Genomic DNA, 26,264 nt, shown 5'->3' with positions numbered 1-26,264 from the left:
GCTCAGGCCCCCGGCCGGACGCCCCAGGCGCCCCGCCAGGTCTGGCCCGGCGCCAGGGTGATCACGTCGCGGCCGGAGCGGAACGCGTCCGGCGGGCAGGTCATCGGTTCGACCGCCACCGACCGGCGGTGCCGTTCCCCGGTGAGGGTGTCGCCGGTGAACACCTGCCACCAGCCGAACTCCCGGTCGGCCCAGACGCGCACCCCGGCCGAGCCGTCCGGGGCGGCCAGGCTCACCGCGGAGCCGCCGTCGTCGTCGCGGACCACGTCGCCGAAGGTCAGGTCGAGCCGGGCGGCGCCGATCCGGCGCCGGCTGGTCCAGTCGTACGCGGTGCCGGCGACCGGGGTGGCCCCGATCGGCAGCAGCCGGGAGTCCAGCAGCAGCCGGTTGCGGGCCGGCAGCAGCATCGCCAGGTCGTCCACCGCCACCCCGGGCAGCCGCAGGTACGGGTGCACGGCGAAGCCGAACGGCGCGGGCTCGCCGCCGGTGTTGGTCACCTCGTGCTCGGCGCGCAGCCCGTCCGGCCCGACGCTCCACCGGCTGCGCAGCCGCAGCGGCCACGGGTAGCCCGGCTGCGCCGGCAGGTCGTAGCCGAGCGTCACCGCGTCGGCGGCCTGCTCCAGCAACTCCCAGGGCACCCAGTTGACCAGCCCGTGGATGGCCACCCCCCGCTCCGGCTCGGTCAGCGTCAGCTGCAACGACCGGTCGCCGAAGGCGTACCGCCCGTCCCGGATCCGGTTCGGCCAGGGGGCCAGCACCTGGCCGGCGCAGCCCGGGCAGAGCTCGTCCTCGGCGTACCCGTCGAGGTAGTCGACGCCGTCGTGCCGGTACGCCCGCACCCCGCCGCCCACCTCTACGATGACGGCCTCGTGGCCGGCGGCGGCGATGGTCCACTGCGCGCCCGAGAGCGGGCGCTGGTCGGGGCTGTCCATGCGGGGGACCCTAACCGCTCAGTCCCGGTCCCCGCTCGACGCGGTCGCCGCCCGGTAACGCAGCAGGGCCGGGAAGGCCACCGCGAGCAGCACCGCCAGCGCGGCGGAGAGCAGCCCGCCGCTGACCCACGCGACCCCGCCGCCGAGCCCGGCGGCCATCGCGCCGGCGCGCAGGTCGCCCAGGCGCGGGCCGCCGGCGATGACCACCGTGTTGACGCCCTGGAGCCGGCCGCGCATCCGGTCCGGCGCGTAGACCAGCAGCATCGACTGCCGCAGCACCGCGCTGACCAGGTCGGCCGCGCCGGCCACCGCGAGCAGCACCACCATCAGCCAGAGCTGACCGGCCAGCCCGGCCGCCGCCACCGCCAGGCCCCAGGCGATCACCGCCGCCACCAGCGCCAGCCCCTGCCGGTGCAGCCGGCCGATCCAGCCGGAGGTGAGCCCGCCGATCATCGCCCCGATCGCGATCGAGCTGTACAGCCAACCGACCGCCGCCCCGCCGCCGAACCGCTCGTCGGCGATCTCCGGGAAGAGCGCCCGGGGCATGGCCAGCACCATGGCGATCAGGTCGATGGCGAACGAGAGCAGCAGCACCGGCGTGGTGGAGAGGTAGCGCAGCCCGTCCACGATGCTGGCCAGGCCGGCCTTGCGCGGGGTGCCGTCGCCGTCCGGGTCCGGCTCGGGCGGCAGCGCGGGCAGCCGCAGGGTGGCCCAGAGCGAGACGGTGAAGAGCAGGGCGTCGACGCCGTACGCGATCGGCAGCCCCACCCCGGGGTCCTGCCAGGTGGCGAAGATCAGGCCGGCGGCCAGCGGGCCGAACACCGCTGTCGCGGTGAAGGTGGTGAAGTTCAGCGTGCTGGCCGCCGGCACCAACTCCAGCGGCACCAACCGGGGCAGGATCGCGTTGCGGGTGGGCGAGCTGATCGCGAACGCGATCGACTGCACGGCGATCAGCGCGAGCAGCAGCACCGGGCTGCCCACCCGCAGCAACGCCTGCAGCAGCAGGCCGAGCGTCGAGACCCAGAGCAGCACCGAGGTGACCAGCAGCACGCTGCGCCGGTCGCGGGCGTCGGCCACCGCGCCGCCCCAGAGCCCGAAGACCAGCAGCGGTACGAACGCCGCGATGCCGATCAACCCGACCCAGAGCGAGTCGCGGGTCAGCTCGTACATCTCCACCGGCACGGCCACGGCGGTGAACTGCATGCCGAACATGGCGATGCCGTTGCCGAGCCAGATCCGCCGGTACGCCGGCACGGCCAGCGGGCGCAGGTCGATGGCGAAGCGCCGCAGCCGACCCGGCCGCGGCTGCCTGACCTGGGTCACGGCGCCAGCCGCTCGACGGTCCAGGCGCCGCTGTCGGTGTCGTCGGTACGCCGGAAGCGCAGCCGGTCGTGCAGCCGGCTGGCCCGCCCCTGCCAGAACTCCACCGAGTCGGGCCGCACCCGCAGCCCGCCCCAGTGCGGCGGGGCCGGGATCGGGTCGACGTCGGCGAAGCGCTCCGCCGCCGCCCGGTAGCCGGCGTCCAGCGCGTCCCGGTCCGGGATCACCCGGGACTGCTCGCTGGCCCAGGCGCCCAGTTGGGAGCCGCGCGGCCGGCTGGCGAAGTACGCCTCGGTCTCGGCCCGGTCGATCCGCTCCACCCGGCCGGCGACCACCACCTGCCGGTGCATGGCGAACCAGGGGAAGACCAGGCTGGCGTACGGGTTGCCGGTCAGCTCGACGCCCTTGCGGGAGCCGTAGTTGGTGAAGAAGACGAAGCCCGCCGGGTCGTACCCCTTGAGCAGCACCGTGCGGGCGCTTGGCCGGCCGGCGGCGTCAGCGGTGCCGACCACCATCGCGTTCGGCTCCGGCAGCCCGGCGGCCACCGCGTCGGCGAACCAGCTGTCGAACTGGGTGTGCCAGTCGTCGGCCAGCTCGGCCTCGGAAAGGCCCAGGTCCCCGTCGTACTCGTTACGCATCGCGGCCGGGGGCACTGTGTCGCCCGTCACGTTCTCTCCCCTCCCCGTGGCGCCTGCCGACGCCACCCGGCGCAGGCCAACCCACGTCACATTGTCTTCCTCGTCCGTCCGGGCCGGATACGGCGGGGGATGTCGCGTGCGGCACAACCGCCGCGGGTCGCGGATCCGGTTACCCAGCAGGCAAGATGTCACGAACACATCCCTGAGGGGTCGCCTGAGGAGCTCGGCCGGCTGGGCCGGAGGAGAGCCCGAGCGGGCGCACCGAGCAGATCCAGGAGAGCGACATGGCCGATTTCAAACCCGGGCTGGAGGGCGTCGTAGCCTTCGAGACCGAGATCGCCGAACCCGACCGGGAGGGCGGTGCCCTGCGCTATCGCGGGGTGGACATCGAGGATCTCATCGGCCAGGTCTCCTTCGGCAACGTGTGGGCGCTGCTGGTGGACGGGCGGTTCGGCCCCGGCCTGCCGCCGGCCGAGCCGTTCCCGGTGCCGGTGCACTCCGGTGACATCCGGGTGGACGTGCAGTCCGCGGTGGCGATGCTGGCCCCGTACTGGGGGCTCAACCAGCTGCTGGACATCTCCGACGAGCAGGCCCGCGAGGACCTCGCCCGGGTCTCGGTGACCGCGCTCTCCTTCGTCGCCCAGTCCGCCCGCGGCCTGGGGCTGCCGGCGGTGCCGCAGAAGGAGATCGACAAGGCCTCCACCATCGTCGAGCGCTTCATGAAGCGCTGGCGGGGTGAGCCCGACCCGCGGCACGTCAAGGCCGTCGACGCGTACTTCATCTCGGCCGCCGAGCACGGCCTGAACGCCTCCACCTTCACCGCCCGGATCGTCGCCTCCACCGGCGCCGACGCCGCGGCCTGCATCTCCTCCGGCATCGGCGCGCTCTCCGGCCCGCTGCACGGCGGCGCCCCGTCCCGGGTGCTCAGCATGCTGGAGGCGGTCGAGCGCAGCGGCGACGCCGAGGGCTACGTCAAGGGCGTGCTCGACCGCGGCGAGCGGCTGATGGGCTTCGGTCACCGGGTCTACCGGGCCGAGGACCCGCGCGCCCGGGTGCTCCGCCGCACCGCCAAGGAGCTGGGCGCGCCGCGCTTCGAGGTCGCCGAGGCGCTGGAGAAGGCCGCGCTGGCCGAGCTCCAGGCCCGCCGCCCGGACCGGGTGCTCGCCACCAACGTCGAGTTCTGGTCGGCCGTGGTGCTCGACTTCGCCGAGGTGCCGGCGCACATGTTCACCTCGATGTTCACCTGCGCCCGGATGGGCGGCTGGAGCGCGCACATCCTGGAGCAGAAGAAGCTCCAGCGGCTGGTCCGCCCGTCCGCCCGGTACGTCGGCCACGGCCCGCGCAAGCCGCAGGAGGTCGACGGCTGGGACGCCATCCCGCACGGCGTCTGACCGCGCACCGCGTACGCCGAGGGCCCCGTCCGCGCCGGACGGGGCCCTCGCGTCTCCCGCGCGGCCCGGCCGCCCGTCCCGGCCGCTCCGGGTGCACCTGTGGTCGCCCCAGCGGCCACGGCGGCACCCGGAACCAGGGCACATGTGGTGCAGGACTCAGCCGCGGAGCCGGGACCGACCGGCCGGCGGCCCGCCCGGGATGGGAGGATGAGGTTTCGGCAGTGCCGCCGGACCTTGCTCGGATCCCGGCCGCCGTGTGCCCACACGCCGCCGCCGGTCCGCGCCCCGCCAGCTCACCGGGCCCCGGCCCATGCGGAAGGATCTTGAAGACCGTGGCTGACGCACCGACCATCCGGATTCCCGACGAGATCAAGCCCGCCGACGGGCGGTTCGGCTGCGGGCCGTCCAAGGTCCGTCCGGCGGCGGTGTCCGCCCTCGCCGACGTGGCGACCAGCTACCTGGGCACCTCCCACCGGCAGAAGACGGTCCGCGACCAGGTGGCCCGGCTGCGCCGCGGCATCGCCGAGTTCTTCGCCCTGCCCGAGGGCTACGAGGTGGTCCTCGGCAACGGCGGCACCACCGCGTTCTGGGAGGTGGCGGCGTTCGGGCTGATCCGCGACCGGGCGCAGTTCGCCAGCTTCGGCGAGTTCGGCGCCAAGTTCGCCAAGTCGGTCAAGGACGCCCCGTTCCTCGGCGAGCCGACCATCCGCAAGTCGGACGCGGGCAGCGCCCCCACCCTGGTCGCCGAGGCCGGCGTGGACGTCTACGCCACCCCGCACAACGAGACCTCGACCGGCGTCGCGGTGCCGATCTCCCGGGTGCCCGGGGCGGACGAGGGCTCGCTGCTGCTGGTCGACGCCACCTCCGGCGCCGGCGGGCTGGAGGTCAACGTCGGCGAGACCGACGTCTACTACTTCGCCCCGCAGAAGTGCTTCGGCTCGGACGGCGGCCTCTGGCTGGCGCTGATGTCCCCGGCCGCGCTGGAGCGGGCCGCCGAGATCAAGTCGTCCGGCCGCTACATCCCGGCCTTCCTCGACCTGGTCACCGCGATCGACAACTCGCGGCTGGAGCAGACGTACAACACCCCGGCGCTGGCCACCATCTTCCTGGCCGCCGAGCAGACCGACTGGATGAACGCCCAGGGCGGGCTGGCCTGGGCGGCCAAGCGCACCGCGGAGAGCGCCGCCATCGTCTACGGCTGGGCCGAGCGTTCCGCGGTGGCCACCCCGTACGTCGCCGACCCGGCGCTGCGGTCCAACGTCGTCGCCACCATCGACTTCGCCGACGGGGTGGACGCCTCGGCGATCGCCAAGGCGCTGCGCGCCAACGGCATCGTCGACACCGAGCCCTACCGCAAGCTCGGCCGCAACCAGCTGCGGGTGGCGCTCTTCCCGGCCGTGGAGCCGGCCGACGTGGAGGCGCTCACCGCGTCCATCGACTACGTGGTCGAGCGCCTCTAGGCATCGACACGGTGGGTGACCGCCGGGGCGACGGCGGCCACCCACCGTGATCATCGCCGCAGCTCAGTCGCGACATGCGGGCGTGGCGTCTCCCACCTCGCGGCGGATACGCGTACCGTGGTGCGAGACGCCCGGGTGGCCGACCCGTGGCGTGCGGCCAGCGAAGCGGGACGGAGGCAACGCTAATGCGCCCAGTACGCTTCGTCGCCCTCTCCGAGGACGGCCAGGCCCTGGTGCTCGCCGACGAGGTCGGGCGACTGCTCGCCCTGCCCATCGACGAGCGCGTCGCCGGCGCGCTGCACGCCGAGCCCGGCGCACCGCCGCTCGCGGTGGCGCCGGCCGCCGCCGACCCGGCGCCCTCCCTGTCTCCCCGCGACATCCAGGCCCGGATCCGCTCCGGGGAGTCCGCCGAGGACGTCGCCCGGATCGCCGGCGTGCCGGTCGACCGGGTGCTGCGCTACGCCGGCCCGGTGCTCCAGGAGCGCGCGATGCTCGCCCAGCACGCCCGGCGCACCCGGCTCAAGGGGGCGGAGAAGCCCACCCCGCTGGCCGAGGTGGTCAACGGCCGGCTGGCCCAGCACGGCATCGACACCGAGAAGATCTCCTGGGACGCCTGGCGGCGCGACGACGGCACCTGGCGGATCGTCGCCACCTGGCCGTCCGGCAAGGCCACCGCGCAGGCCGTCTGGGATCTGGACAAGACCCGGCAGGCGGTCACCCCGCACGACGACATGGCGCAGTACCTCTGCGCCGAGCGTCCCACGCCGATCCTCGGCCAGGAGCCGGCGCCGGAGCGGGGCGGGCACGCGCTGCCCGGTCCGTCGCGCGGCGAGCCGAGTCGCGGCGGGCACGGCCTGCCGACGCCGGCCGAGCACAGCCGCCCCGGCCGGGATCCGATCCGGGCCGGGCGGGACGCCCTGCTCGCCTCGCTCGACCGGCCGCTCGGCGCGGCCTCCGGTCGCGGGCTCGACCCGCGCTCACCGGCCGCGCTGGCCGGCCCCTCCGACGCGCCCCGGCAGCGGGCGGTCGGTGGTGGCGCCGCGGCGCTGCTCGGCGGCGGCCAGGGTTCGGCCTTCGACGACGACTCGGACGCGCCGAAGGAAGTGCCGGCCGTGCCGTCGCTGGCGGTGCTCCGGCCCCGCCGCACGGGTGCCGCGGCGGCTGCCGGCGGCGAGTCCACCGAGGCCGGTGGCAAGCCGCGCAAGCGCCTGCCGAGCTGGGACGACGTGCTCTTCGGCAGCGGCCCGGCGGCCCGCGAGTCCTCCTGACCCGCGTCGGCTCCGGCGGCCCTCCGGTCGCCGGAGCCGACGCGAGGCACTCGAAGGGCCACCGTGGCAGGGTGGGCCGTATGGACTACACGAACCTCGGCCGCACCGGCCTGTCCGTCAGTCGCCTCTGCCTCGGCACCATGAACTTCGGGCCGCAGACCAGCGAACCGGACAGCTTCGCGATCATGGATCGGGCGCTCGACCACGGGATCAACTTCTTCGACACCGCCAACGTCTACGGCTGGCAGACCGGCGAGGGGATCACCGAGCAGATCATCGGGCGCTGGTTCGCCCAGGGCGGCGGCCGGCGGGAGAAGGTCGTGCTGGCCACCAAGGTCTACGGCAAGATGGGCGACTGGCCCAACGAGCGGGGCCTCTCCGCCCGGCACATCGTCCGGGCCTGCGAAGGCTCGCTGCGCCGCCTGCGGACCGACACCATCGACCTCTACCAGATGCACCACATCTCCCGGACCACGCCCTGGGAGGAGATCTGGCAGGCGATGGAGACCCTGGTCGCGCAGGGCAAGGTGCTCTACGTCGGATCGTCCAACTTCGCCGGTTGGCACATCTCGGTCGCCCAGGCGGCGGCCGGCCGGCGCAACTTCCTCGGCCTCGTCTCCGAGCAGTGCATCTACAACCTGCTGACCCGGCACGTCGAGCTGGAGGTGATCCCGGCCGCCCAGCACCACGGGCTGGGCATCATCCCGTGGTCGCCGCTGCACGGGGGGCTGCTCGCCGGGCTGCTCCGCAAGATGGCCGAGGGCGGCGCGGCGCGGGGCACCAGCGGCCGCTCGGCCGAGGCGCTGGCCGCGCACCGGCCGACCATCGAGGCGTACGAGAAGCTCTGCGCCGACCTCGGCCACGACCCGGCCGACGTGGCGCTGGGCTGGTTGCTCTCCCGGCCCGGGGTGACCGCCCCGATCATCGGCCCGCGCACCGTGGAGCAGCTCGACCGCTCCCTCGGCGCCCTGGAAGTCCGCCTCGACGAGCCCACCCTGAACCGCCTCGACGAACTCTTCCCGCCCATCGGCAACGGCGGCCCCGGCCCCGAAGCCTGGGCCTGGTAACTCCCCCGCACCGGCACGTCGACCAAGGGGTTCGCGTCAGGATCCCGCCCCGGGAGCTGACGTGAACCCCTTGATCACCGGGGACGGTCGGGGGCCGGGGTCAGAGGGGCCAGGCGGCCAGGCGGTCGTAGCTGGGGTTGGGACCGGGGTGGCTGCGCATCAGGACCATCTCGGTGGCCGGCCAGGCCGGGCCCTGGTAGCCGTGCAGCGTCTCGACGTCGGCCGCGACGTCCTCCGGAGGCACCCGGTCGCCGGGTCGGGCGATGGTCAGGTGCGGGCGGAACGGCTTGTCGTCGTGCGGCAGGCGGGCCTTGCGCAGCCGGGACCGGATCAGCCGGGCGAGCACCACCAGCGCCTCCACCTCGCCCCGCACGTCCACCCAGAGCACGGTGAACCGGCCCTGCCCGAACCGGCCGCCGCCGGCCAGCCGCAGTCGCGGCGTCACCGCGCGCGCGTCCCGGGACCACTCGGCGGCCAGCCCCAGCGAACTCTCCACGTCGACCAGCCGGGCGGCCTCCACCTCGCCGAGGAAGGCGAGGGTCACGTGCGCCTGGGTCGGGTCGGCGAGCCGGACGTTCGTCCCGGCGGCGGCCGCCGCGCCGATCCGGAGCCGGGCCACCTGCGTGGTCAGATGGTCGACCGCCTCCGGTGGCGGGTAGACCGCGACGAAGAGCCTCAACCGCCGCTCACCGGTGGCGCTGGCGGTCGTCGGCCCGGGCGGCGGGCAGCGTCAGCCCGGCGGCGTGCAGCAGCCCCTCCACCCGGACCCGCTCGATCTCCAGGTCGACGCCGGTCAGCTCAGTGAGGTGCTCGGGGATGTCCAGCGCCTGGCAGGCCCGGCGGAGCCGGTCGTCGTACGCCTGGAGGACCGCGCCGTGCCAGACCATCGAGCGGCCCCCCACGCCGATCCGCTGACTGCCCAGCCGGCGCAGGTCGGCGGCGAGCTGTTCCAGCGGACGCCGGTCGGTACGGTCGAAGTCGCTGAGGTCGATGTCGCGGGTGAGCGAGTCGGCCTCGATCGCCCGGTCCAGCCGGGCGATGGTGCGCCGCTCGCGCCGGCGGTCGCGCCACTCGGCGATGCCGCAGACGATCCGGTCGATGATCTCGTCGGCGCAGAAGAGCAGGGCGATCGCCGCCGGCAGGCTGGCCACCGCGAGGAACGCCAGTGCCAGCAGCAGCACGCGTCCGAGCTCCACACATAGACGCTAGGCCGCATCCTGCCGCCCCGCCACCGGATTGGCGGCATCCGCGTCATCCGTGTATCGGGACGGATCGGCCGGCCGGTGGGCACGTTCCCACCGGCCGGTGACGCCCCGGGGCCGGCCTGGGCGGCCGGCAGCACCCGGGGTCAGCAGTCCGTCGAGGTGACGTAGAACCGGGGCATCGGCAGCACCCGGAACCGGAGCCGGGCGCCGGAGCGGCGCAGCTGCCAGGTCAGCGCGAGCAGCGCGGTGGCCAGCGAGATCAGCCCGCCGATCCAGATGCTCGCGCCGGCGCCGTAGGTCTCGGCGAGCCAGCCGATCACCGGCGCGCCGACCGGGTTGGTGCCGAGGAACACCAGCACCCAGAGCGCCATCACCCGGCCGCGGAAGGCGGCGTCGGTGCCGAGCTGGATTCGCTGGTTGGCGGCCTGGGCGAAGAACACCATGAAGAACCCGGTGGGCAGCAGCAGCGCCACCACCAGCCAGTACGCCGGCGCGAGCCCGACCAGGGTGCCGAAGGTGGAACAGGCGACGGCGGCGCCCAGCACCACCCAGACCGACGGCCGGCTGCGCCGCCCGGTACCGGCCAGCGCACCGGCCAGCGCGCCCACCGCGAGCGCGCTGCTGAACAGGCCGAACGAGGCCGCCCCGGTGTTGAAGACGGTCTTGGCCAGCGCGGCCAGGGTGAGCTGGAAGTTGAACAGCGAGGTCGCGATGATCGAGATCATCACCATCGGCAGCAGCAGGTCGGGACGGCGCCGGACGTAGCGCAGCCCGTCGATCACCTTCGCCTGGGCCCGCTCGTCGCGCGGCGGGAGCGCCTCTCGGTGCAGCTCGGAGGTGCGCATCCGGACAACGTTGACCAGCGGCGCGATCGAGCTGAGCGCGGTGACCAGGAAGACCGGCCCGACGTCGAACGCGGCGATGGCCAGGCCGGCGAGGGCCGGCCCGACGATCCGGGCGGAGTTGAAGGTGGCCGCGTTGAGCGAGAGCGCGTTCGGCAGCAGCGAGGTGCCGACCAGTTCGGAGACGAACGCCTGCCGGACCGGGGTCTCCACCGCGTTCGCCGTGCCGAGCAGGGCGGCGAACGCGAAGACGTGCCACAGCTCGACCAGGCCGGTGATCACCAGCAGGCTCATGGCCAGCGCCAACACCGTCCAGAACGCGTTGGCGACGAAGAGCAGCATCCGCTTGTCGTAGCGGTCGGCCAACCGCCCGGAGATCAGCGTGAGCAGCAGCACCGGGGTGAACTGGAGCGCGGTCACCACGCCGAGCGCGGTGGCCGAGTTGTCGGAGAGCTCGAGGACGAGCCAGTCCTGGGCGATGAACATCATCCAGACGCCGATCAGTTTGATCAGCTGCCCGGACGCGAATAGCCGGTAGTTACGGACCTGTAGGGACTGGAACATCGTGCTCAGCTTCGCCTGCACTCTTGGTGCGCCTCCTCGCCGTGGTACGCGTCATCGACGTCGGACGGCGCGGAACCGGTGGCGCGGGGCGCGGTCAGCCGCGGGCGATCTGCTGGAGGATCTCCGCGGCCTGCCGCAACGTGTCCCGTTCGGCTTCGGTCAGTTCGGCCAGCCGGTCGGCCAGCCACGAGTTGCGGGCCCGCTCGAACTGGTCGAGCACCGCCCGTCCCCCCTCGGTCGCCGCCAGGATGACCTGCCGCCCGTCGGTCGGATGGGGGCTGCGCTGCACGAGGCCGCGCTCCTCCAACTTCGCGACGATCTTGGTCATCGTCGGCGGCTGCACCCGCTCTATGTCGGCCAGTTCCCGAGGCGTCAGCGCGCCCGCCAGCTTGAGGCTGGTGAGCGCGGAGAGCTGGGTGACCGTCAGGTCGCCGACCGGCCGGGCCTGGCGGACCCGTCGGTTGAGCCGGGTGATCGCATCACGCAGCTGCGGTGCCAGCTGCGCCGGTGGCACGCGTTTCGCCGTCACCGTCCGCTCCGTCACGATAGTTAGCCTAACTAATGAGCCTGGCTAACGACACCTGATATGACCACGCTCACGAGAAGTTCGCCCTGCTCCGGGCCGGGTGACCGGTTGGTCACCCGGCCCGGAGCGGAGCCTCAGAGCACCACGGACTCGATCGGTCCGCGCAGGAAGTACAGCACGAAGAGTGCGGCCACGCCGTACAGCAGCGGGTGGATCTCCCGCGCCTTGCCCTTGGCCAGCTTGACCACCACGTACGTGATCAGGCCGGCGCCGATGCCGTTGGAGATCGAGTAGGTGAACGGCATGAGCACGATGGTGAGGAACGCCGGGATGGCGATCTCGTAGTCGGACCAGTCGATGGTCCGCACCGCTGTCATCATCAGGAAGCCGACCACCACCAGCGCGGTGGAGGCCGCCTCGAACGGCACCACCACCACCAGCGGCGCCAGGAACATGGCCAGCAGGAAGAGCGCGCCGGTGACCAGGTTGGCCACGCCGGTCCGGGCGCCCTCCGCGACACCGGCGGCGCTCTCGATGTACGAGGTGTTGCTGGAGGTGCTCGCCGCACCACCGGCCGCCGCCGCGATCGAGTCGACCAGCAGGATCTCCTTGGCCCGCGGCGGGGTGCCCCGCTCGTCGAGCATGCCGCCCTCCTGGCCGACCGCGACCATCGTGCCCATGGTGTCGAAGAAGTCCGTGATCAGCAGCGTGAAGACGAACATCAGCACGACCAGCCAGCCGGCCCGGCTCCACGAGTCGAGCACGTTGAAGTTGCCCAGCAGCGACAGGTCGGGCACGTCCACCCAGGTCTTCGGCAGCTCCGGGACGTTCAGCGACCAGCCCGTCGGGTTGGGCTTGCCGTCGACGAACGACGGGCCGATGTTCCCCACCGCCTCGACGATCACCGCCAGCACGGTGGAGGCCAGGATGCCGATCAGGATGGCGCCCTTGACCCGCCGTACCACCAGCACCAGGGTCAGCAGCAAACCCACCACGAAGACCAGCATCGGCCAGCTGACCAGCTTGCCGCCGATGCCCAGGCCGACCGGCACGGTGGTGTTCGCCTCGTCCGGGATGCGCCGGACGAAGCCGGCGTCGACCAGGCCGATGATGGTCAGGAAGAGGCCGATGCCGACGCCGATCGCCGTCTTCATCTGGGTCGGCACCGAGCGGAACACCGCGGTGCGCAGGCCGGTCAGCACCAGCACGGCGATGATCACACCTTCGATCACCACCAGGCCCATCGCGTCCGCCCAGGTCATCTCCGGGGCGATCTCGTACGCGACCAACGCGTTGACGCCGAGGCCGGCGGCGAGCGCCAGCGGGAACCGGCCGACCACCCCCATCAGGATGGTCATCAGGCCGGCGACCAGCGCGGTCACCGCGGCCAGCGCGGGAATGGGCAGGGACTTGCCGTCACCGTCGACGGCACCACCAAGGATGAGCGGGTTGAGCACCACGATGTACGCCATCGTGAAGAAGGTCGCCAGGCCACCGCGTACCTCGCGGCTCATCGTCGAGCCGCGGGCGGAGATCTCGAAGAAGCGGTCGAAACCGTTACGCGGATGAGCGGGGTCGGGTGGTGTGCCGTTCTCGGGCGGCTCTACTGCCATCAGGTCCTCGCAGGTGATCTTCCGTTGTCGCGCGCATCGTCCCAGATCACCGGCGGGCAGGGAAAGCCGGTCACGTACGCTTGCCGGGTGCCGAAGCAGCAACCGCCGCGGCCGGAGCCGCTCGATCCGCCGATGGTGCCGTTCGCGCTCGCCGGGATGGCGATCTGGGCGGTCGTCGGGCTGGTGCTGCTGCTCTTCTTCCGCGACTGGCTCACCGAGAGCGGGCGCGAGAACTGGCTCTGGATCTGCCTGGCCGGTTTTCTGTGGGGTATCCCCGGTCTCGCGGTGATGATGCGGCACGACGCCAACCGGCGCCGCCGCCGGGCCGCCGCCCGTTGAGCGGCGGCGTCGGGCGACCCGTCAGGGGTGGCCGTACGGCTCCGCCGGCTCCCCGGCCTCGACCGAACCGGGCGCCCGGCTGACCGACACCGTCTCCACCGCGCTGTCGTCGTAGACCGTGGGCAGCTCGTCGACCGGGGTCTCGGCGGCCTCGACCAGCGTCTCCGAGTGCGCGCCGCAGCCGTGGTCGGCGCTGACCACCCGGCCGTCGTCGGGGGCGTAGAAGTTGCCGCAGACGCCGAAGCACTGCCGCAGGGCGCCGGCGAGCGGCAGGTAGAAGCCGCAGGTCCCGCAGCGGGCCGCGGCCGGCGCGGCGGTGGAGATGGGCGCGGACGGGCCGTGGTCGCCGTCGTACCAGCGCTGGGCGGCGTCGCTGCGCCCCTCCCGGGAGAGCACCCGGGCCCGGCCGAGGCCGAGCTCCCACGCGGTCTCCTCGACCGCCGGGTCGTCGGAGAGCAGGTAGCCGGGCTGGAGCCGCTCGTCGTCGGGCGGGGTGGGCAGCAGGTCACCGGGGCCGAGGTCGCCCGGCTTGAGCCGCTCCTGCCAGGGCAGCCAGCCGGGGGCGAGCAGCGCGTCCGGACCGGGCAGCAGCACCGTCTCGCAGATCGTCACATTCCGGCTGCGGGGCACCCGGGTGACGGTGACCGCCCAGCGCCAGCCCCGGTAGCCGGCGAGCCGGCACTCGAAGTAGTGCGTGACGAGCCGGTCGCCCTCGGCGACGGCCTGGAGGTGGTCGCCGACGTCGGTGGGTTCCACCTCGGTGATGGCGTCGCGCGCCAGCTCGACGGCGGCGGCGCAGACCTGGTCGAGACGGGCGGCACGGGCGGAGGCGGGCCTGGTCACCCCACCATTGTTCCCCATGCGGGCGGCCGGCTGTCAGGCACTCCCCGAGGACGTTCTGGCCAGTGGTGCGGCGTACGCCGGACGGATGGGCGAGGATGGTGCACATGCCGCTGTTCTCCCGCTCCGAGCGGTCCCTCCTCGGGCGGACCGTCGGCACCGGCATCAAGGGCGTACGCCTGCTGCTGCGCGGTTCGTTCAGCAGTGGCCGCTGGATGACCCGGCGGGCCGGCCGGGCCCGGGCCCGGGGTGCGGGCGGCGAGGTCGGCATGGTCCGCCTCTTCGACCTGCACGCGATCTCGTGCGCCGGCGACACGCTGATCGCCATCGGCCTGGCCGGGACGATCTTCTTCAACGTGCCGCTCGGCGAGGCGCGCAGCAAGGTCGCGCTCTACCTGCTGGTCACCATGGTGCCGTTCGCCATGCTGGCCCCGGTGGTCGGGCCGCTGCTCGACCACTTCCGGCACGGCCGCCGGTACGCGCTGGCCGCCACCATGCTCGGCCGGGCCTTCCTGGCCTGGCTGATCTCGGACTACATCCACGGCTTCGGGCTCTATCCGGCGGCCTTCGGGGTGCTGGCGCTCTCCCGCGCGTACGGCGTGGCCCGTTCGGCGGCGGTGCCCCGGCTGCTGCCCGAGGGGCTCGGTCTGTCCCAGGTGGGCGCCCGGGCCAGCGTCTACGGCACGGTGGCCGGCGCGCTGGTCGCCCCGATCGGGCTGGCCGCGTTCTGGTTCGGCCCGCAGTGGCCGCTGCGGGTGGCCTCGGTCATCTTCCTGGTCGGCATGGTGATCTCCCTGCGGCTGCCGCCGAAGGCGGACTCGGAACCGCCGGAGCGGGTGCCCCGCCCGCTGCGGGCGCTGTACGGCCGCTCCGGTGACCGCCCGCTGGGCCGCGGCCGGCCCGCCGGCCGGCTGGTGATCGCCACCCTGGTCGGCGCCGCCGGGCTGCGCGCGATCTACGGCTTCCTGTTGCTCTTCCTCGCCTTCGCGATCAAGGCCGGCGACCTGACCACCGTGGTGTTCGGCCGCGACCTGGGCGCCGAGGGCGCGCTGGGGCTGGTCGGCGGGGCGCTCGCGGTGGGCACCTTCCTGGCCACCGCGGTCGGCACCCGGCTGCGCATCCACCGCCCCGCCGCCATCCAGTCCAGCGGCATGGTCATCGTGGCCGGCGTGGGGGTGCTCACCGCGCTCAAGTTCTCGCTGCCGATGGTGGCCCTGCTCTGCCTGGTGGCGGCCCTGATCAGCGGCATCGCCAAGCTGGCCGTGGACGCCTCGATCCAGGAGCGCATCCCGGAGCGGCTGCGGGCCAGTTCGTTCGCGCACTCGGAGACGGTGCTGATGCTGGCCTTCGTCGCCGGTGGCGGGCTCGGGCTGGTGCCGTTCGAGGGCCGGGTCGGGATCGCGGTGGTGGCCGGGGTGGGTGCGCTGGCCGCCGTCCGGGCCGTGGTGATGGCCGGGCGGCTGCGCGCCGAGCGGCTGGTCGGCCGGCCGCTCGGCGACGACGAGCTGACCGAGGACGAGTCCGACGGCGGCGACCGGAACGGCCAGCCGGCGGAGGCCGCGCCCACCTCACCGGCCCCCACCCAGGGCGGTTTCCTGGACGATCCCGGGCTCGCCCCGCCGGGCTTCCACATCTACCGCCCGTCCTCGGCCGTGGGCGGCCCGGGCGGGACCGACGACGAGACCCGGCGCGAGCCACGGGGGCCGGTGTCGTGACCGGTCTGCTCGTGGTGACCGCGGTACCGGCCGAGGCGGAGGCGGTCCGCGCCGGCCTGCCGGAGGCGGACGTCGTGGTGGTGCCGGTCGGCGTCGGTCCGGCCGTCGCCGGCGCGGCCACCGCCCGGCTGCTGGCGCTCGCCGAGGCCGCCGGACGGCCGTACCAGGGCGTGCTGAGCGCCGGCGTGGCCGGTGGCTTCGCCGGCGCCGTGGCGGTGGGCGGCACCGTGCTGGGCACCCGCAGCGTCGCGGCCGACCTGGGCGCCGAGTCGCCCGCCGGGTTCATCCCGATCGACGAGCTCGGCATGCCGCCGGAGCTGCTCGGCGGCGGCGTCGCGGTCGCCGCCGACCCCGACCTGCTGGCCACCCTCCAGTCGGCCCTGCCCGAGGCGACGGTCGGCGCGGTGTTGACGGTCAGCACGGTGACCGGCACGGCGGAGAGCACCGAGGAGCTGCGCCGCCGGCACCCCGACGCGGTCGCCGAGGCCATGGAGGGGTACGGCGTCGCCGTCGCCGCCAGCCACGCCGGGCTGCCCTTCGTCGAGCTGCGTACCATCTCGAACCCGATCGGCCCCCGGGACCGCGACGCCTGGCGGATGCGCGAGGCACTGGCCGCCCTCACCACCGCCGCCGCAGCCCTCGCCTGACCTCGGCCGCCCCCGCCCGACTCCGACCCGACTCGGCTGGCCCACCCGGCTGGCTCGACCGGTCAGCGGCGCGGCAGGTCGAACCGCAGGGCCGACGGCCGGCTCATCTCCAGTTGGTAGCCGCACCTCAGCAGGAAGTCGACGCCACCCAGCTCGGCGACCGCGCGGGCCGCCCGGATGCCGACCCGATCCATCTCCTCGCCGAGCAACTGGACGAGCCGCCGACCGATGCCGAGGTACCGCAGCTGCGGGGCGACCACCACGCCGTCCAGCACCAGCACACGCTCGTCCCCCAGGTCGTCGCCGAGCCAGAGATCCTCACTGCGTTCGTGGGCCCGCAACTCGCCGACCAGGTCACCGCCGGGCAGTTCGGCCACCAGCCGCCAGCAGCCCGCCGGCACCGCCTCGGTCACCCGGCGAATCGCCACGGCGGCCCGCGCCCGCTCCCGCAGCCGCCGCTCGTCGCGGCGCTTCCGGTCGAGGTCGTACGTCACCTCGGGCACCCGCAGCGGCCAGCGCTCCGGCGGCAGGCGGTACCAGTGCGCCCACCACGCCGCCGGCCAGTCCTTCAGCGTCCGGACCTCACGCAGGTCCAGGTGCGCCGGATACCGCCGCCCCGCCTCGTCCCGATGCCCGTCGTGCGGCTCCTCCGACAGGCCGTCGATGCCGTCGCCCACTCCGTCCCGGACGGTGGCGCACTTCCGGCCATCCACTCCCGGGTCCGCCTCGGCGGCAGCGCGCTCCCGAACACGCACCGTCAGCTCCCCGCCGACGGCACGGACCAACCGCTCGACCGTCCGGAGCCGGGGATCCGCCTCCGGATCCGCCTCGATCCGCGCAATCGTGCTCTTGGGCACGCCGGAACGCTGAGCCAGTTCCCGCTGGCTCAGATCCGCGTGGCGTCGCAGCGCGCGCAGCGCGGCTCCCACCTCGATCCCTCCGGGCCGCTTCGCCATTCCTCGATGGTTTCGGCTCGCCGAGCAGACTTCAACAGCCCCACCCCCGCCTGTGGAAAAACCTGTGGAAAACCAAGCCGAGCTGGGCCTGTGGAGGGTGCTTGAGACGCTACAGAGCTGCCCCGCCCATAGGACCAAGACCTCGGGCAGCCCGGACGCGCCGACGACGTCACCGGCGACCGCGCCACAGGCGCTCCAGGACCACAGCGGCTGCCGCTCCGGACCACAGCGGCTGCCGCGCCAGGACCGCACCGGCTGGCGCTCCAGGACTGCGGCAGCTGGCGATGCCCTGGCGCCCACTGCTGCGGGGAGGGTCAACGCCAGCACTCGGAGCGGCCGACGAGTTGGTCCGCTCGTGCCGCGACTCCGGTGCCCCATCTCTGAGGGCAGCTCGGAAGGGGCCGACAGCAACCCGCCACCCTGACTGACGACACGCCGTCCAGGCAACCGCACGAGGAGTGCCGCCGAAGCCACGCCGCCGCCTGCCTGGTGCACGGCCCGTTCACGCCGTCACGCCGGTGCCCCATCCATGAGGGCAGCTCGGAAGGACCACAACCAGCAACTGCCGCCACTGGGTGACCAGCGCCGCGCCCAGCGACCGCACGACGGGGCCGGCGCGGGCGGGTCACAGCGGCGGGGGCCGCGGAGGGCAAGGCCGGGGCGGGGCTACGGTGGGGGTGTGGCGCTCTCGCTGGCGATCTCGCCCTGCCCCAACGACACGTTCGTCTTCCACGCCCTGGTGCACGGTCAGGTGCCCGGCGCCCCGCCGGTCGAGGTGACCTACGCCGACGTGGACGTCACCAACACCGCCGCCGAGCGCGGCGCGTTCGACCTGGTCAAGGTGAGTTACGCGGCGCTGCCGTGGCTGCTGGAGGACTACCACCTGCTGCCCTGTGGCGGTGCGCTCGGCCGCGGCTGCGGGCCGCTGGTGCTCACCCGGGGTGACCGTGACCGGGCCGGTGGCCCGGACCGCACCGACCGCACCGACCTCACCGGCGCCACGGTGGCGGTGCCGGGCGACCGGACCACCGCGTACCTGCTCTTCCGGCTCTGGTCGGCCGGCCGGCCGCCGGCCCGGATCGAGGTCGTGCCGTTCCACGAGATCATGCCGGGCGTGGCCGCCGGCCGGTACGACGCGGGCCTGGTGATCCACGAGGCGCGGTTCACCTACCCGCGGCACGGCCTGACCGCCCTGGTCGACCTCGGCGAGTGGTGGGAGGCCGACACCGGCCTCCCGATCCCGCTCGGCGCGATCCTGGCCCGGCGCGGCAGCGTCGACCCGGAGGCCGCCGCCGGATGGATCCGCGACTCGGTGCGCCGAGCCTGGGCCGACCCGGCGGCCAGCCGGGACTACGTGCTCGCGCACGCGCAGGAGATGGAGCCCGACGTGGTGGACCGGCACATCGGCCTCTACGTCAACGAGTTCACCGCCGACCTGGGCGACGCCGGGTTCGCGGCCGTGGAGGCGCTGCTCGGCCGGGCCGCCGACGCCGGGCTGGTGCCTCAGACCTCCAGCTCGCGGGCGACCGCGTGGACCAGCTGAGCGATCTTCTGCGCGGTCTTGCGGTCCGGGAACCGGCCCCGACGCAGGTCCGGCTGGACCTTCGCCTCCAGCACCTTGATCATGTCTTCGACCAGGCCGTGCAGCTCCTCCGCCGGCCGGCGGCGCAGCTCGGCCACCGAGGGCGGAGCCTCCAGCAGCTTGACGCCCATCGCCTGGGCGCCCCGGCGGCTGTCCACCACGCTGAAGTCGACCCGCTGACCACCCTTGAGGTCGGTGACACCAGCGGGTAGCGCGCCCTTCGGCAGGAACACGTCGCCACCCTCGTCACTGGTGACGAACCCGTATCCCTTGGCCGCGTCGTACCACTTCACTCGACCCGTAGGCACCTGAGATCCCCTGCTTCGCTTGAACCGTCTACTGCTCCAAGGCTAGCCGGATCATGCCGTCCAGCGCCGCCGGGAATCCGGTGAGATCATCCAGCACCAGTTCCGCCCCGGCCGCGCGCAGCTCGTCGGCCGAGCACGGGCCGGTGGTGACGCCGATCCCGGGCACCTCCGCCGCCCGCGCGGCCACCATGTCGGCCACGTGGTCGCCCACGTAGTGGGTCGCGCCGTGCGCCCGCAGGGCGGTCGCCTTCTCCTCGGCGAACAGGTCGCCGGCCACCTCGTCGACGGTGATCCCGAGGTGGTCGAGGTGCAGCCGGGCCAGCCGGCCCAGCTTGGAGGTGACCACCAGGACCCTGCCGCCGTGGCGGCGTACCGCCTCGATGGCGGCCAGCGCGCCGGGCAGCGGGACGGTGGGCGTGATCGCGTACGCCGGGTAGAGCTCGCGGTACGTGTGGACAGCGGCGTCCACCTGCTCGGGCGGGAACCAGTGGGCGATCTCGGTGCGCAGTGGCGGGCCGAGCCGGGACACCGCCAACTCGGCGTCCACCGGCACGCCGGTGCGGGCGGTCAACGCCCGGAAGGCGGCGGCGATGCCGGGGCGCGAGTCGACCAGGGTCATGTCGAGGTCGAAACCGACCGTTGGTGCGGGCATGCCGAGAAGGTACCCGGTCAGCCCGGGCGAGCCGGACGTCCGAGGGGCGCGACGGCCCCCCGCCGGGCTAGCGTGGAACGACGATGACCACCTCACTCGCCGACCACCTCCGGTCGCTGCCCGACGAGTCGCTCGCCGCCCTGCTCCAGCTGCGGCCGGACCTCGTCGTGCCCGTGCCGGCCGACGTCTCCGCGCTCGCCATCCGGGCCCAGTCGCGGGTCTCGGTGGCCCGCGCCCTCGACGGGCTGGACCAGTTCACCCTGCAGATCCTGGACGCCGCCCGGCTGACCCGGGACCCGGCCGACGGCACCACCTCCACCGACGCGGTGCTCGCCATGGCCACCGCCGGCCCGCACCCGCCGGCCCCGACCGCCGTCCGGGCCGCTGTCAACCGGCTGCGCGCGCTCTTCCTGCTGTACGGCCCGGAGAGCAGCCTCCAGATCGTCGGCGGCATCGACGAGGTCTCGCCGTACCCGGCGGGGCTCGGCCGACCGGCGGCGGAGCTGGACCCGCGGACGGCCGCGCTCTGCGCGGACCCGGCGAAGCTGCGGCGCACGCTGCTGGCCGCGCCGCCCTCGGCCCGGGCGATCCTGGACCGGCTGGCCGCCGGCCCGCCGGTGGGCAGCGTGCCGCCCGGCGCGCTCCAGGCGCCGCCCGTCGGCGCGGAGGACGCGCTGCCGCCCGACCCGACCAACGGCGGGGCCCCGACCGGTTCCCCGGTGCGCTGGCTGGTCGACCACCGGCTGCTGGTCCGGATCTCCGGCGGCGCGGGCGGCACCGGCACGGTCGAGCTGCCCCGGGAGATCGGCCTGCTGCTGCGGCGGGACAGCGGCCCGCTCGGCCCGCTGCGCACCAGCCCGCCGCCGGTGACCGCCGCGCCCCGGGAGCCGAAGGCCGCCGACTCCGCCGGCGCCGGCCAGACCATGGAGGTGGTACGCCTCACCGAGGCGCTGCTGGAGAACCTCGCCGCCGAGCCGGTACCGGTTCTCCGCTCCGGCGGGCTGGGGGTACGCGAGCTGCGCCGGCTGGCCCGGGTCGGCGGGGTGGACGAGCCGACGGCGGCGCTGCTGCTGGAGGTGGCGTACGCGGCCGGGCTGCTCGGCGAGATGGACCTGCCCGGCGCGACCACCGCCCGGCACGGCGCCGACCAGCAGGTGCTGCCGACCGCCGGCTACGAGGTGTGGCGGGCCAGTTCGCTGGCCCAGCGCTGGGAGCAGCTGGCCCGGGCCTGGCTGACCATGACCCGCCAGGTCGGGCTGGTCGGGCAGCGCGACGACCGGGACCGGCCGATCACCGTGCTCTCCGCCGAGGCGGAACGGGCCGGCGCGCCGCTCGCCCGGCGGTCGGTGCTCGGGGTGCTGGCCGACCTGGAGCCGGCCACCGCGCCCACCCCGGAGGAGGTGCAGGAGCTGCTGGACTGGCGGGCGCCGCGGCGCAGCCGGGGCCGGGAGGCCGCGCACCGGGAGGTGCTGGCCGAGGCCGCCACGCTGGGCGTCACCGGTCTCGGCGCGCTCACCTCGTACGGGCGGCTGCTGCTGGCCGACGTCACGGCGGGCGACGAGCGGGGCGCGGACGACCCGCTCGGGCTGCGCATGGAGGCCGAGGAGGGCGAGCCGTCGACGGCGGTACGGGCGCTGGACGCCCTGCTCCCCGCCCCGGTCGACCACTTCCTGGTGCAGGCCGACCTGTCGGTGGTGGTGCCCGGCCCGCCCGACCCGGCGCTCGCCGCCGAACTGGAGGTGGTGGCCGAGCAGGAGTCGGCCGGCGGGGCCAGCGTGTACCGGGTCACCACCGCCAGCGTGCGCCGCGCCCTGGATGCCGGCTACTCGGCCGACGACCTGCACGGGCTGTTCCGGCGGCGCTCCCGCACCCCGGTGCCGCAGGGGTTGACGTACCTGATCGACGACGTGGCCCGCAAGCACGGCGGGTTGCGGGTGGGCTCGGCCGGCGGGTACGTGCGCAGCGACGACGAGGCGCTGCTCACCGAGGTGCTGGCCGACCGGCGGCTGGAGTCGCTGGCACTGCGCCGGCTGGCGCCGACGGTGCTGGTCACGCCGTACCAGGTGAACCGGATGCTGCTCGCGCTCCGCGACGCCGGCTACGCCCCGGTGCCGGAGGACGCCAGCGGGGCGGCCGTGCTGTCCCGGCCGAAGACCCGGCGGGCGCCGGCCCGGGTGTCGGTGGCCGCCCGGACGCTGGACCCGCTGGCCACGCCGAAGCTGTCAATGCCGCGCCTGCTCGGGGTGGTGGAGCAGATCCGGCGCGGCGACGCGGCGGCCCGGGCGGCCCGGCGCGCGCCGGCAGTGGTCCGCGGCGTCGCCGACCGGACCGGTCCGGTGGCGGTGCCGAGCCACAGCGACGCCCTGGCGGTGCTGCAACAGGCGGTGCGCGACAAGGCGCTGGTCTGGGTGGGGTACGTCGACGCGCACGGGGCGACCGCGTCCCGGCTGGTCCGGCCGGTGTCGATCGGGGCCGGCTACCTGCGGGCCGAGGACGAGCGGACGGAGATGCTGCACACCTTCGCGTTGCACCGGATCACCGCGGCGGTGCTCCAGGAGTGAGCCGGGGTCAGCGCCGGCTGCGCCGCACCGTCCCGACCACGGAGACGATCAGCAGCAGCGCGAAGCCGGCGCCGGCCGACTCGCCGATCGAGTCCACGAAGCCCTGCTGGAGCACCAGCCAGCCGAAGAGGAACCACCCGACGAGCACCACCGCGGCGAGCGTGTAGGCGACGACGGTGGCCGTGGAGACCTCGTCGGCGGGCGCGTCGTCGTGCTGGGGGATCACTTCACGGTCGACGGTCATCCTCCGCCCCTCCCCGTCCGGTACGGCCCCTGCCGTCCCAGCGTGTCACTCGCGTGACCGGAGTGACAGGGGATAAAACCCCGATCGGACGTGATGTGCGACCCCGATCCGTTCAGGGGCGGCGGCTCAGGTGCCGGGGCGGCGACCCATCAGCACCACCTTGCTGCCGACCCTGCCGAGTTCCCAGTACCGGACCGCGTCGGCGTGCAGCAGGTTGACGCAGCCGTGCGAACCGATCGACTTGTTGTGCAGGTAGGTGGTGGTCTCGTGGAAGCCCATCCCCTGGGTGAAGTGCTGCCAGTAGGGCAGCCAGACCTCGTACGGGTTGGACCACTCCTTGATGTTGCGGTAGTTGATGGTGAAGGTGCCGGCCGGCGTCCGGTACCCGGGCATCCCGGTGCGGGTCACCGTGGGCTTGACGATCACCTTGCCGTTGCGCATCACCCAGGTGGTCTGCCGGGTCAGGTCGATGCAGAAGGTGGTGCCCGAGCCGACCTTGCACCGGCTGGTGTCGGTGGTGGCCAGCCGCTTCGCCACGTCGTACGTGGTGGGGCCGGCGCGGCCCTCGGCCGGGCGGATGTCGTACCGCTTCTGGAACCTCTTGATGGCGGCGCAGTCGGCGGCGGACTGCCGGCCGTCGGCGGTCAGCGTGCCGAACCCGCCGAGTTGCGCGAGGTACGTCTCCACCGCGCGCTGGTGCTCGCCCTGCGGGCAGCCGGTGAACGACGGCGAGCGGGTGGGCTTGGGCTTCGGCGGGGTGCTCCGGGTCGGTTCCGCCGCGGGCTTCGGCTTCGTGGTCGGCTTCGGCGGCGCCGTGGTGGGCCGGGTCCGCTGGTCCGGCCCGGGCGCACCGCTCGCCCCCGTTACCTGCTCCGCGGCACCGGCCGGCACGGGCTCGCCGTTCCTGCCGGCCTGCGGATCGAACGTGCACGCACCGGCGCCGACCAGCGTGACCACTGCCAGGGCGAACAACCGGGTGGTGATCCGGACACGCTTCATGAGCCCTCCCCTGGACAGCCGTCCCCTTGGTAGACGTTTGCGAGTACCGCGACGGTTGCGTGCGGTGAGCATTTTTCTTGGCTCACCCCGGTGCGTGCAACACTGGATGGTCGGCCTGCGGCGGGTGACCGCCGTTCGTGGCGGCCGGCGAGCAGCCCGAGGAGAGGACGCTGGCGTGAGCGGTGGACCACTGATCGTGCAGTCGGACAAGACCCTGCTGCTGGAGATCGACCACCCCGACGCGCAGGCCTGCCGGATGGCCATCGCGCCCTTCGCCGAGCTGGAGCGCTCCCCGGAGCACGTGCACACCTACCGGCTCACCCCGCTGGGGCTGTGGAACGCCCGGGCCGCCGGCCACGACGCGGAGAGCGTGGTGGACGCGCTGATCAAGTTCTCCCGCTACCCGGTGCCGCACGCGCTGCTGGTCGACGTGGCCGAGACGATGGACCGCTACGGCCGGCTCCAGCTCGCCAACGACCCGGCGCACGGCCTGGTGCTGCGGGCGCTGGACCGGGTGGTGCTGGTCGAGGTCGCCAAGAGCAAGAAGCTCGCCGGGATGCTCGGCAACAAGATCGACCCGGACACCATCGCGGTGCACCCGTCCGAGCGGGGCCGGCTCAAGCAGGCGCTGCTCAAGCTGGGCTGGCCGGCCGAAGACCTGGCCGGCTACGTCGACGGCGAGGCACACCCGATCGAGCTGGCCGAGGCGGGCAAGGAGGGCCGCAAGCCGTGGACGCTGCGGTCGTACCAGCGGGAGGCGGTCGAGGCGTTCTGGGCCGGCGGGTCCGGCGTGGTGGTGCTTCCCTGCGGCGCCGGCAAGACGCTGGTCGGCGCGGCGGCGATGGCCGAGGCGAAGGCGACCACGCTGATCCTGGTCACCAACACGGTGGCCGGCCGGCAGTGGAAGCGCGAACTGATCGCCCGTACCTCGCTGACCGAGGAGGAGATCGGCGAGTACTCGGGCGAACGCAAGGAGATCCGCCCGGTCACCATCGCCACGTACCAGGTGCTCACCTCGCGGCGCGGCGGCGCGTTCACCCACCTGGACCTGTTCGGCGCCCGCGACTGGGGCCTGGTCATCTACGACGAGGTGCACCTGCTGCCCGCGCCGATCTTCCGGTTCACCGCGGACCTCCAGGCCCGCCGCCGGCTCGGCCTCACCGCCACGCTGGTCCGCGAGGACGGCCGGGAGGGCGACGTGTTCAGCCTGATCGGCCCCAAGCGGTACGACGCGCCGTGGAAGGACATCGAGTCGCAGGGCTGGATCGCCCCGGCCGAGTGCATCGAGGTACGCGTGACGCTCACCGACGCGGAGCGGATGGCGTACGCGACGGCCGAGACCGAGGAGCGCTACCGGATGGCGGCGACCGCCCGCACCAAGCTGCCAGTGGTTCGCGCCTTGGTGCAGCGGCACCCGGAGGAGCAGACGCTGGTGATCGGCGCGTACATCGACCAGCTGCACCAGCTCGGCGAGTACCTGGACGCGCCGATCGTGCAGGGCTCCACCACCAACAAGGAGCGGGAGCGGCTCTTCGACGCGTTCCGCTCGGGCGAGCTGCGCACGCTGGTGATCTCGAAGGTCGGGAACTTCTCGATCGACCTGCCGGAGGCGGCGGTGGCCATCCAGGTGTCGGGGACGTTCGGGTCGCGGCAGGAGGAGGCGCAGCGGCTGGGGCGGGTGCTCCGGCCGAAGGCGGACGGGCGCCAGGCGCACTTCTACACGGTGGTGTCCCGGGACACGATCGACACGGAGTACGCGGCGCACCGGCAGCGCTTCCTGGCCGAGCAGGGGTACGCGTACACGATCGTGGACGCCGACGACGTCCTCGGCCCGAAGCTGCCGACCGTCGACTGAACCGCGCTGGTCAGGCGGCCTTGAGCTTCCGCAGGATGTACTGGTTGAGGCTCAAGCCATCCTCGGCGGCCTGGATGGCAAGCTCGCGGTGCAGGCTCTCACCGATGCGCAGGTTGAACTTGCCCGAGTAGCTGCGCTCAGCGAACGGCTGCGGCACCTGCTCCCCCTGCTCCTCCATGTCCGCGATCACCTCACGCAGCATGTCCTGCAGCCCCTGCAAAGCCTCGATCTGCGAGGACGCCAGCCAGGAGAGAGACGGAAACTCGGCGCAGGTGGCGAGGAACTCGTCGTCCTGGGCCGACCAGGTGACGCGATAGGTGTAGTGGGACACGTCGGGGTGAGGATCGGTCTGCATCACATGGCCTCCTTCTTGTCGATCGCCTTGAGCACCTGCCGGACCTGGTACACCTTCGCCTTGCCCTTGTCGTTCTGGATGTTGACGCGTGGGTCGCCCGCCCAGGGCATCTTGAACACCGCATGGGACGTGCCGGCTTGGCGCGGCTTCCCGAAGTAGTGCTCGCACACCCGATAGAGATCGTTGTAGGCGATGTTCTGCTGGTTCTTCCGCATCGCCGCGACGAGCTTGTCTATGGACGGCACAGCACCGGTAGTACCGTCAACGGTACCATCGAAACAATGCCCTGCCGGCCGTCCGAGGCCCACGCTGTACGTGGAGACGGCCGAATGTCGCATCCCCATCGCCGCTGAGGGCTGACGTGCAGCGGCCGCGCCCCCGACAC

26 protein-coding genes are annotated in these 26,264 nt (G+C 73.7%); 10 read left to right on the top strand and 16 right to left on the bottom strand.

All coding sequences use genetic code 11. The features are described 5' to 3' along the window. Window positions 1-2: 2 nt before the first annotated feature. Genes SM577_RS10780 through pdxH form a run of 3 tightly spaced genes read right to left on the bottom strand, consistent with a single transcriptional unit; the run spans window position 3 to window position 2,890 of the window. Window positions 3-932 (bottom strand): aldose 1-epimerase family protein, encoded by a 930-nt coding sequence (locus SM577_RS10780; protein ID WP_302918508.1) that lies wholly within the window; start codon window positions 930-932, stop codon window positions 3-5. An 18-nt stretch (window positions 933-950) separates the two neighbouring features. Continuing rightward, window positions 951-2,255, bottom strand: coding sequence for an MFS transporter (locus tag SM577_RS10775; RefSeq protein WP_302918509.1), 1,305 nt, complete (start codon window positions 2,253-2,255; stop codon window positions 951-953). After that, window positions 2,252-2,890 (bottom strand): pyridoxamine 5'-phosphate oxidase, encoded by a 639-nt coding sequence (gene pdxH, locus SM577_RS10770; RefSeq protein ID WP_474586873.1) that lies wholly within the window; start codon window positions 2,888-2,890, stop codon window positions 2,252-2,254. Before pdxH ends, SM577_RS10775 begins: the two co-directional genes overlap by 4 nt. Window positions 2,891-3,174: 284 nt before the next feature. Between pdxH and SM577_RS10765 the strand changes: the two genes are divergently transcribed. The 4 genes from SM577_RS10765 to SM577_RS10750 all read left to right on the top strand — a co-directional run bounded on the left by SM577_RS10765 (window position 3,175) and on the right by SM577_RS10750 (window position 8,076). After that, the gene (locus SM577_RS10765; protein ID WP_302918510.1) at window positions 3,175-4,281 is read left to right on the top strand and encodes a citrate synthase 2; all 1,107 of its coding nucleotides are present in this window, start codon (window positions 3,175-3,177) and stop codon (window positions 4,279-4,281) included. Between the two features lie 332 nt (window positions 4,282-4,613). Then, window positions 4,614-5,741 carry a phosphoserine transaminase gene (gene serC / locus SM577_RS10760; RefSeq protein ID WP_302918511.1) on the top strand — a complete coding sequence of 376 codons (1,128 nt, stop codon included), beginning with the start codon at window positions 4,614-4,616 and terminating at the stop codon, window positions 5,739-5,741. 185 nt (window positions 5,742-5,926) lie between these two features. Next, on the top strand, window positions 5,927-7,009 hold the full coding sequence (gene sepH, locus SM577_RS10755; RefSeq protein WP_302918512.1) for a septation protein SepH: 1,083 nt from the start codon (window positions 5,927-5,929) through the stop codon (window positions 7,007-7,009). Window positions 7,010-7,089: 80 nt separating this feature from the next. Next, on the top strand, window positions 7,090-8,076 hold the full coding sequence (locus tag SM577_RS10750; RefSeq protein WP_474582252.1) for an aldo/keto reductase: 987 nt from the start codon (window positions 7,090-7,092) through the stop codon (window positions 8,074-8,076). Window positions 8,077-8,176: 100 nt separating this feature from the next. Here the strand turns inward: SM577_RS10750 and thpR are convergent, their stop codons facing one another. From thpR to SM577_RS10725, 5 genes are all read right to left on the bottom strand, one after another. Then, the gene (thpR, locus tag SM577_RS10745) at window positions 8,177-8,755 is read right to left on the bottom strand and encodes an RNA 2',3'-cyclic phosphodiesterase (RefSeq protein ID WP_474586812.1); all 579 of its coding nucleotides are present in this window, start codon (window positions 8,753-8,755) and stop codon (window positions 8,177-8,179) included. A gap of 7 nt (window positions 8,756-8,762) precedes the next feature. Beyond that, complete coding sequence (locus SM577_RS10740; protein WP_302918515.1) at window positions 8,763-9,272, bottom strand: hypothetical protein; 510 nt, start codon at window positions 9,270-9,272, stop codon at window positions 8,763-8,765. Between the two features lie 152 nt (window positions 9,273-9,424). Continuing rightward, entirely contained in the window at window positions 9,425-10,708 is a 1,284-nt protein-coding gene (locus SM577_RS10735; RefSeq protein WP_474582250.1) for an MFS transporter, read from the bottom strand. A gap of 73 nt (window positions 10,709-10,781) precedes the next feature. Continuing rightward, window positions 10,782-11,231 carry a MarR family winged helix-turn-helix transcriptional regulator gene (locus tag SM577_RS10730; RefSeq protein WP_172899439.1) on the bottom strand — a complete coding sequence of 150 codons (450 nt, stop codon included), beginning with the start codon at window positions 11,229-11,231 and terminating at the stop codon, window positions 10,782-10,784. Window positions 11,232-11,347: 116 nt separating this feature from the next. Next, a complete protein-coding gene (locus SM577_RS10725) occupies window positions 11,348-12,826 on the bottom strand; it encodes an NCS2 family permease (protein WP_474582249.1) in 1,479 nt (492 codons plus the stop codon). 87 nt (window positions 12,827-12,913) lie between these two features. Here SM577_RS10725 and SM577_RS10720 point away from each other — a divergent pair, with 87 nt between their 5' ends. After that, window positions 12,914-13,165, top strand: coding sequence for a DUF2530 domain-containing protein (locus SM577_RS10720; protein ID WP_302918518.1), 252 nt, complete (start codon window positions 12,914-12,916; stop codon window positions 13,163-13,165). A gap of 21 nt (window positions 13,166-13,186) precedes the next feature. Here the strand turns inward: SM577_RS10720 and SM577_RS10715 are convergent, their stop codons facing one another. After that, entirely contained in the window at window positions 13,187-14,026 is an 840-nt protein-coding gene (locus SM577_RS10715; protein ID WP_302918519.1) for a DUF3027 domain-containing protein, read from the bottom strand. Window positions 14,027-14,112: 86 nt separating this feature from the next. On the opposite strand from SM577_RS10715, the gene SM577_RS10710 reads away from it, so the two are divergent. Continuing rightward, the gene (locus tag SM577_RS10710) at window positions 14,113-15,720 is read left to right on the top strand and encodes an MFS transporter (RefSeq protein WP_302918520.1); all 1,608 of its coding nucleotides are present in this window, start codon (window positions 14,113-14,115) and stop codon (window positions 15,718-15,720) included. Continuing rightward, window positions 15,717-16,367 (top strand): futalosine hydrolase, encoded by a 651-nt coding sequence (locus SM577_RS10705; RefSeq protein WP_474582247.1) that lies wholly within the window; start codon window positions 15,717-15,719, stop codon window positions 16,365-16,367. The genes SM577_RS10710 and SM577_RS10705 overlap by 4 nt, the downstream gene beginning before the upstream one ends. Window positions 16,368-16,429: 62 nt before the next feature. On the opposite strand, the gene SM577_RS10700 is transcribed toward SM577_RS10705, so the two are convergent. After that, entirely contained in the window at window positions 16,430-17,323 is an 894-nt protein-coding gene (locus SM577_RS10700) for a GNAT family N-acetyltransferase (RefSeq protein WP_474586811.1), read from the bottom strand. Window positions 17,324-18,002: 679 nt separating this feature from the next. On the opposite strand from SM577_RS10700, the gene SM577_RS10695 reads away from it, so the two are divergent. Continuing rightward, window positions 18,003-18,866: a 1,4-dihydroxy-6-naphthoate synthase gene (locus SM577_RS10695; protein ID WP_302918524.1), complete on the top strand. Its 864-nt coding sequence runs from the start codon at window positions 18,003-18,005 to the stop codon at window positions 18,864-18,866. Here the strand turns inward: SM577_RS10695 and SM577_RS10690 are convergent. Both SM577_RS10690 and SM577_RS10685 read right to left on the bottom strand, forming a co-directional pair. Continuing rightward, complete coding sequence (locus tag SM577_RS10690; protein ID WP_088997128.1) at window positions 18,827-19,213, bottom strand: cold-shock protein; 387 nt, start codon at window positions 19,211-19,213, stop codon at window positions 18,827-18,829. The two genes, SM577_RS10695 and SM577_RS10690, sit on opposite strands and share 40 nt — an antisense overlap. A 28-nt stretch (window positions 19,214-19,241) precedes the next feature. Then, window positions 19,242-19,865: an HAD family hydrolase gene (locus SM577_RS10685; RefSeq protein ID WP_474586810.1), complete on the bottom strand. Its 624-nt coding sequence runs from the start codon at window positions 19,863-19,865 to the stop codon at window positions 19,242-19,244. Between the two features lie 83 nt (window positions 19,866-19,948). Between SM577_RS10685 and SM577_RS10680 the strand changes: the two genes are divergently transcribed. Then, window positions 19,949-22,426 carry a helicase-associated domain-containing protein gene (locus SM577_RS10680; RefSeq protein ID WP_302918526.1) on the top strand — a complete coding sequence of 826 codons (2,478 nt, stop codon included), beginning with the start codon at window positions 19,949-19,951 and terminating at the stop codon, window positions 22,424-22,426. Between the two features lie 7 nt (window positions 22,427-22,433). Here the strand turns inward: SM577_RS10680 and SM577_RS10675 are convergent, their stop codons facing one another. Then, a complete protein-coding gene (locus tag SM577_RS10675; protein WP_302918527.1) occupies window positions 22,434-22,670 on the bottom strand; it encodes a hypothetical protein in 237 nt (78 codons plus the stop codon). A gap of 126 nt (window positions 22,671-22,796) precedes the next feature. Beyond that, a complete protein-coding gene (locus SM577_RS10670) occupies window positions 22,797-23,669 on the bottom strand; it encodes a L,D-transpeptidase family protein (protein ID WP_474586809.1) in 873 nt (290 codons plus the stop codon). 175 nt (window positions 23,670-23,844) lie between these two features. Between SM577_RS10670 and SM577_RS10665 the strand changes: the two genes are divergently transcribed. Further along, window positions 23,845-25,524 (top strand): DNA repair helicase XPB, encoded by a 1,680-nt coding sequence (locus SM577_RS10665; protein ID WP_474586808.1) that lies wholly within the window; start codon window positions 23,845-23,847, stop codon window positions 25,522-25,524. A gap of 10 nt (window positions 25,525-25,534) precedes the next feature. Here SM577_RS10665 and SM577_RS10660 read toward each other — a convergent pair whose 3' ends face one another. Together SM577_RS10660 and SM577_RS10655 are read right to left on the bottom strand one after the other, a co-directional pair. Continuing rightward, complete coding sequence (locus tag SM577_RS10660; RefSeq protein ID WP_302918530.1) at window positions 25,535-25,879, bottom strand: type II toxin-antitoxin system HicB family antitoxin; 345 nt, start codon at window positions 25,877-25,879, stop codon at window positions 25,535-25,537. After that, entirely contained in the window at window positions 25,879-26,124 is a 246-nt protein-coding gene (locus SM577_RS10655) for a toxin HicA (RefSeq protein WP_233257927.1), read from the bottom strand. The genes SM577_RS10660 and SM577_RS10655 overlap by 1 nt, the downstream gene beginning before the upstream one ends. Window positions 26,125-26,264: the final 140 nt, after the last annotated feature.

The organism is Micromonospora desertarenae, assembly GCF_056150265.1.
The sequence above is the reverse complement of the archived record's forward strand: the minus strand, read 5'-3'. Positions and strand labels throughout refer to the sequence as shown.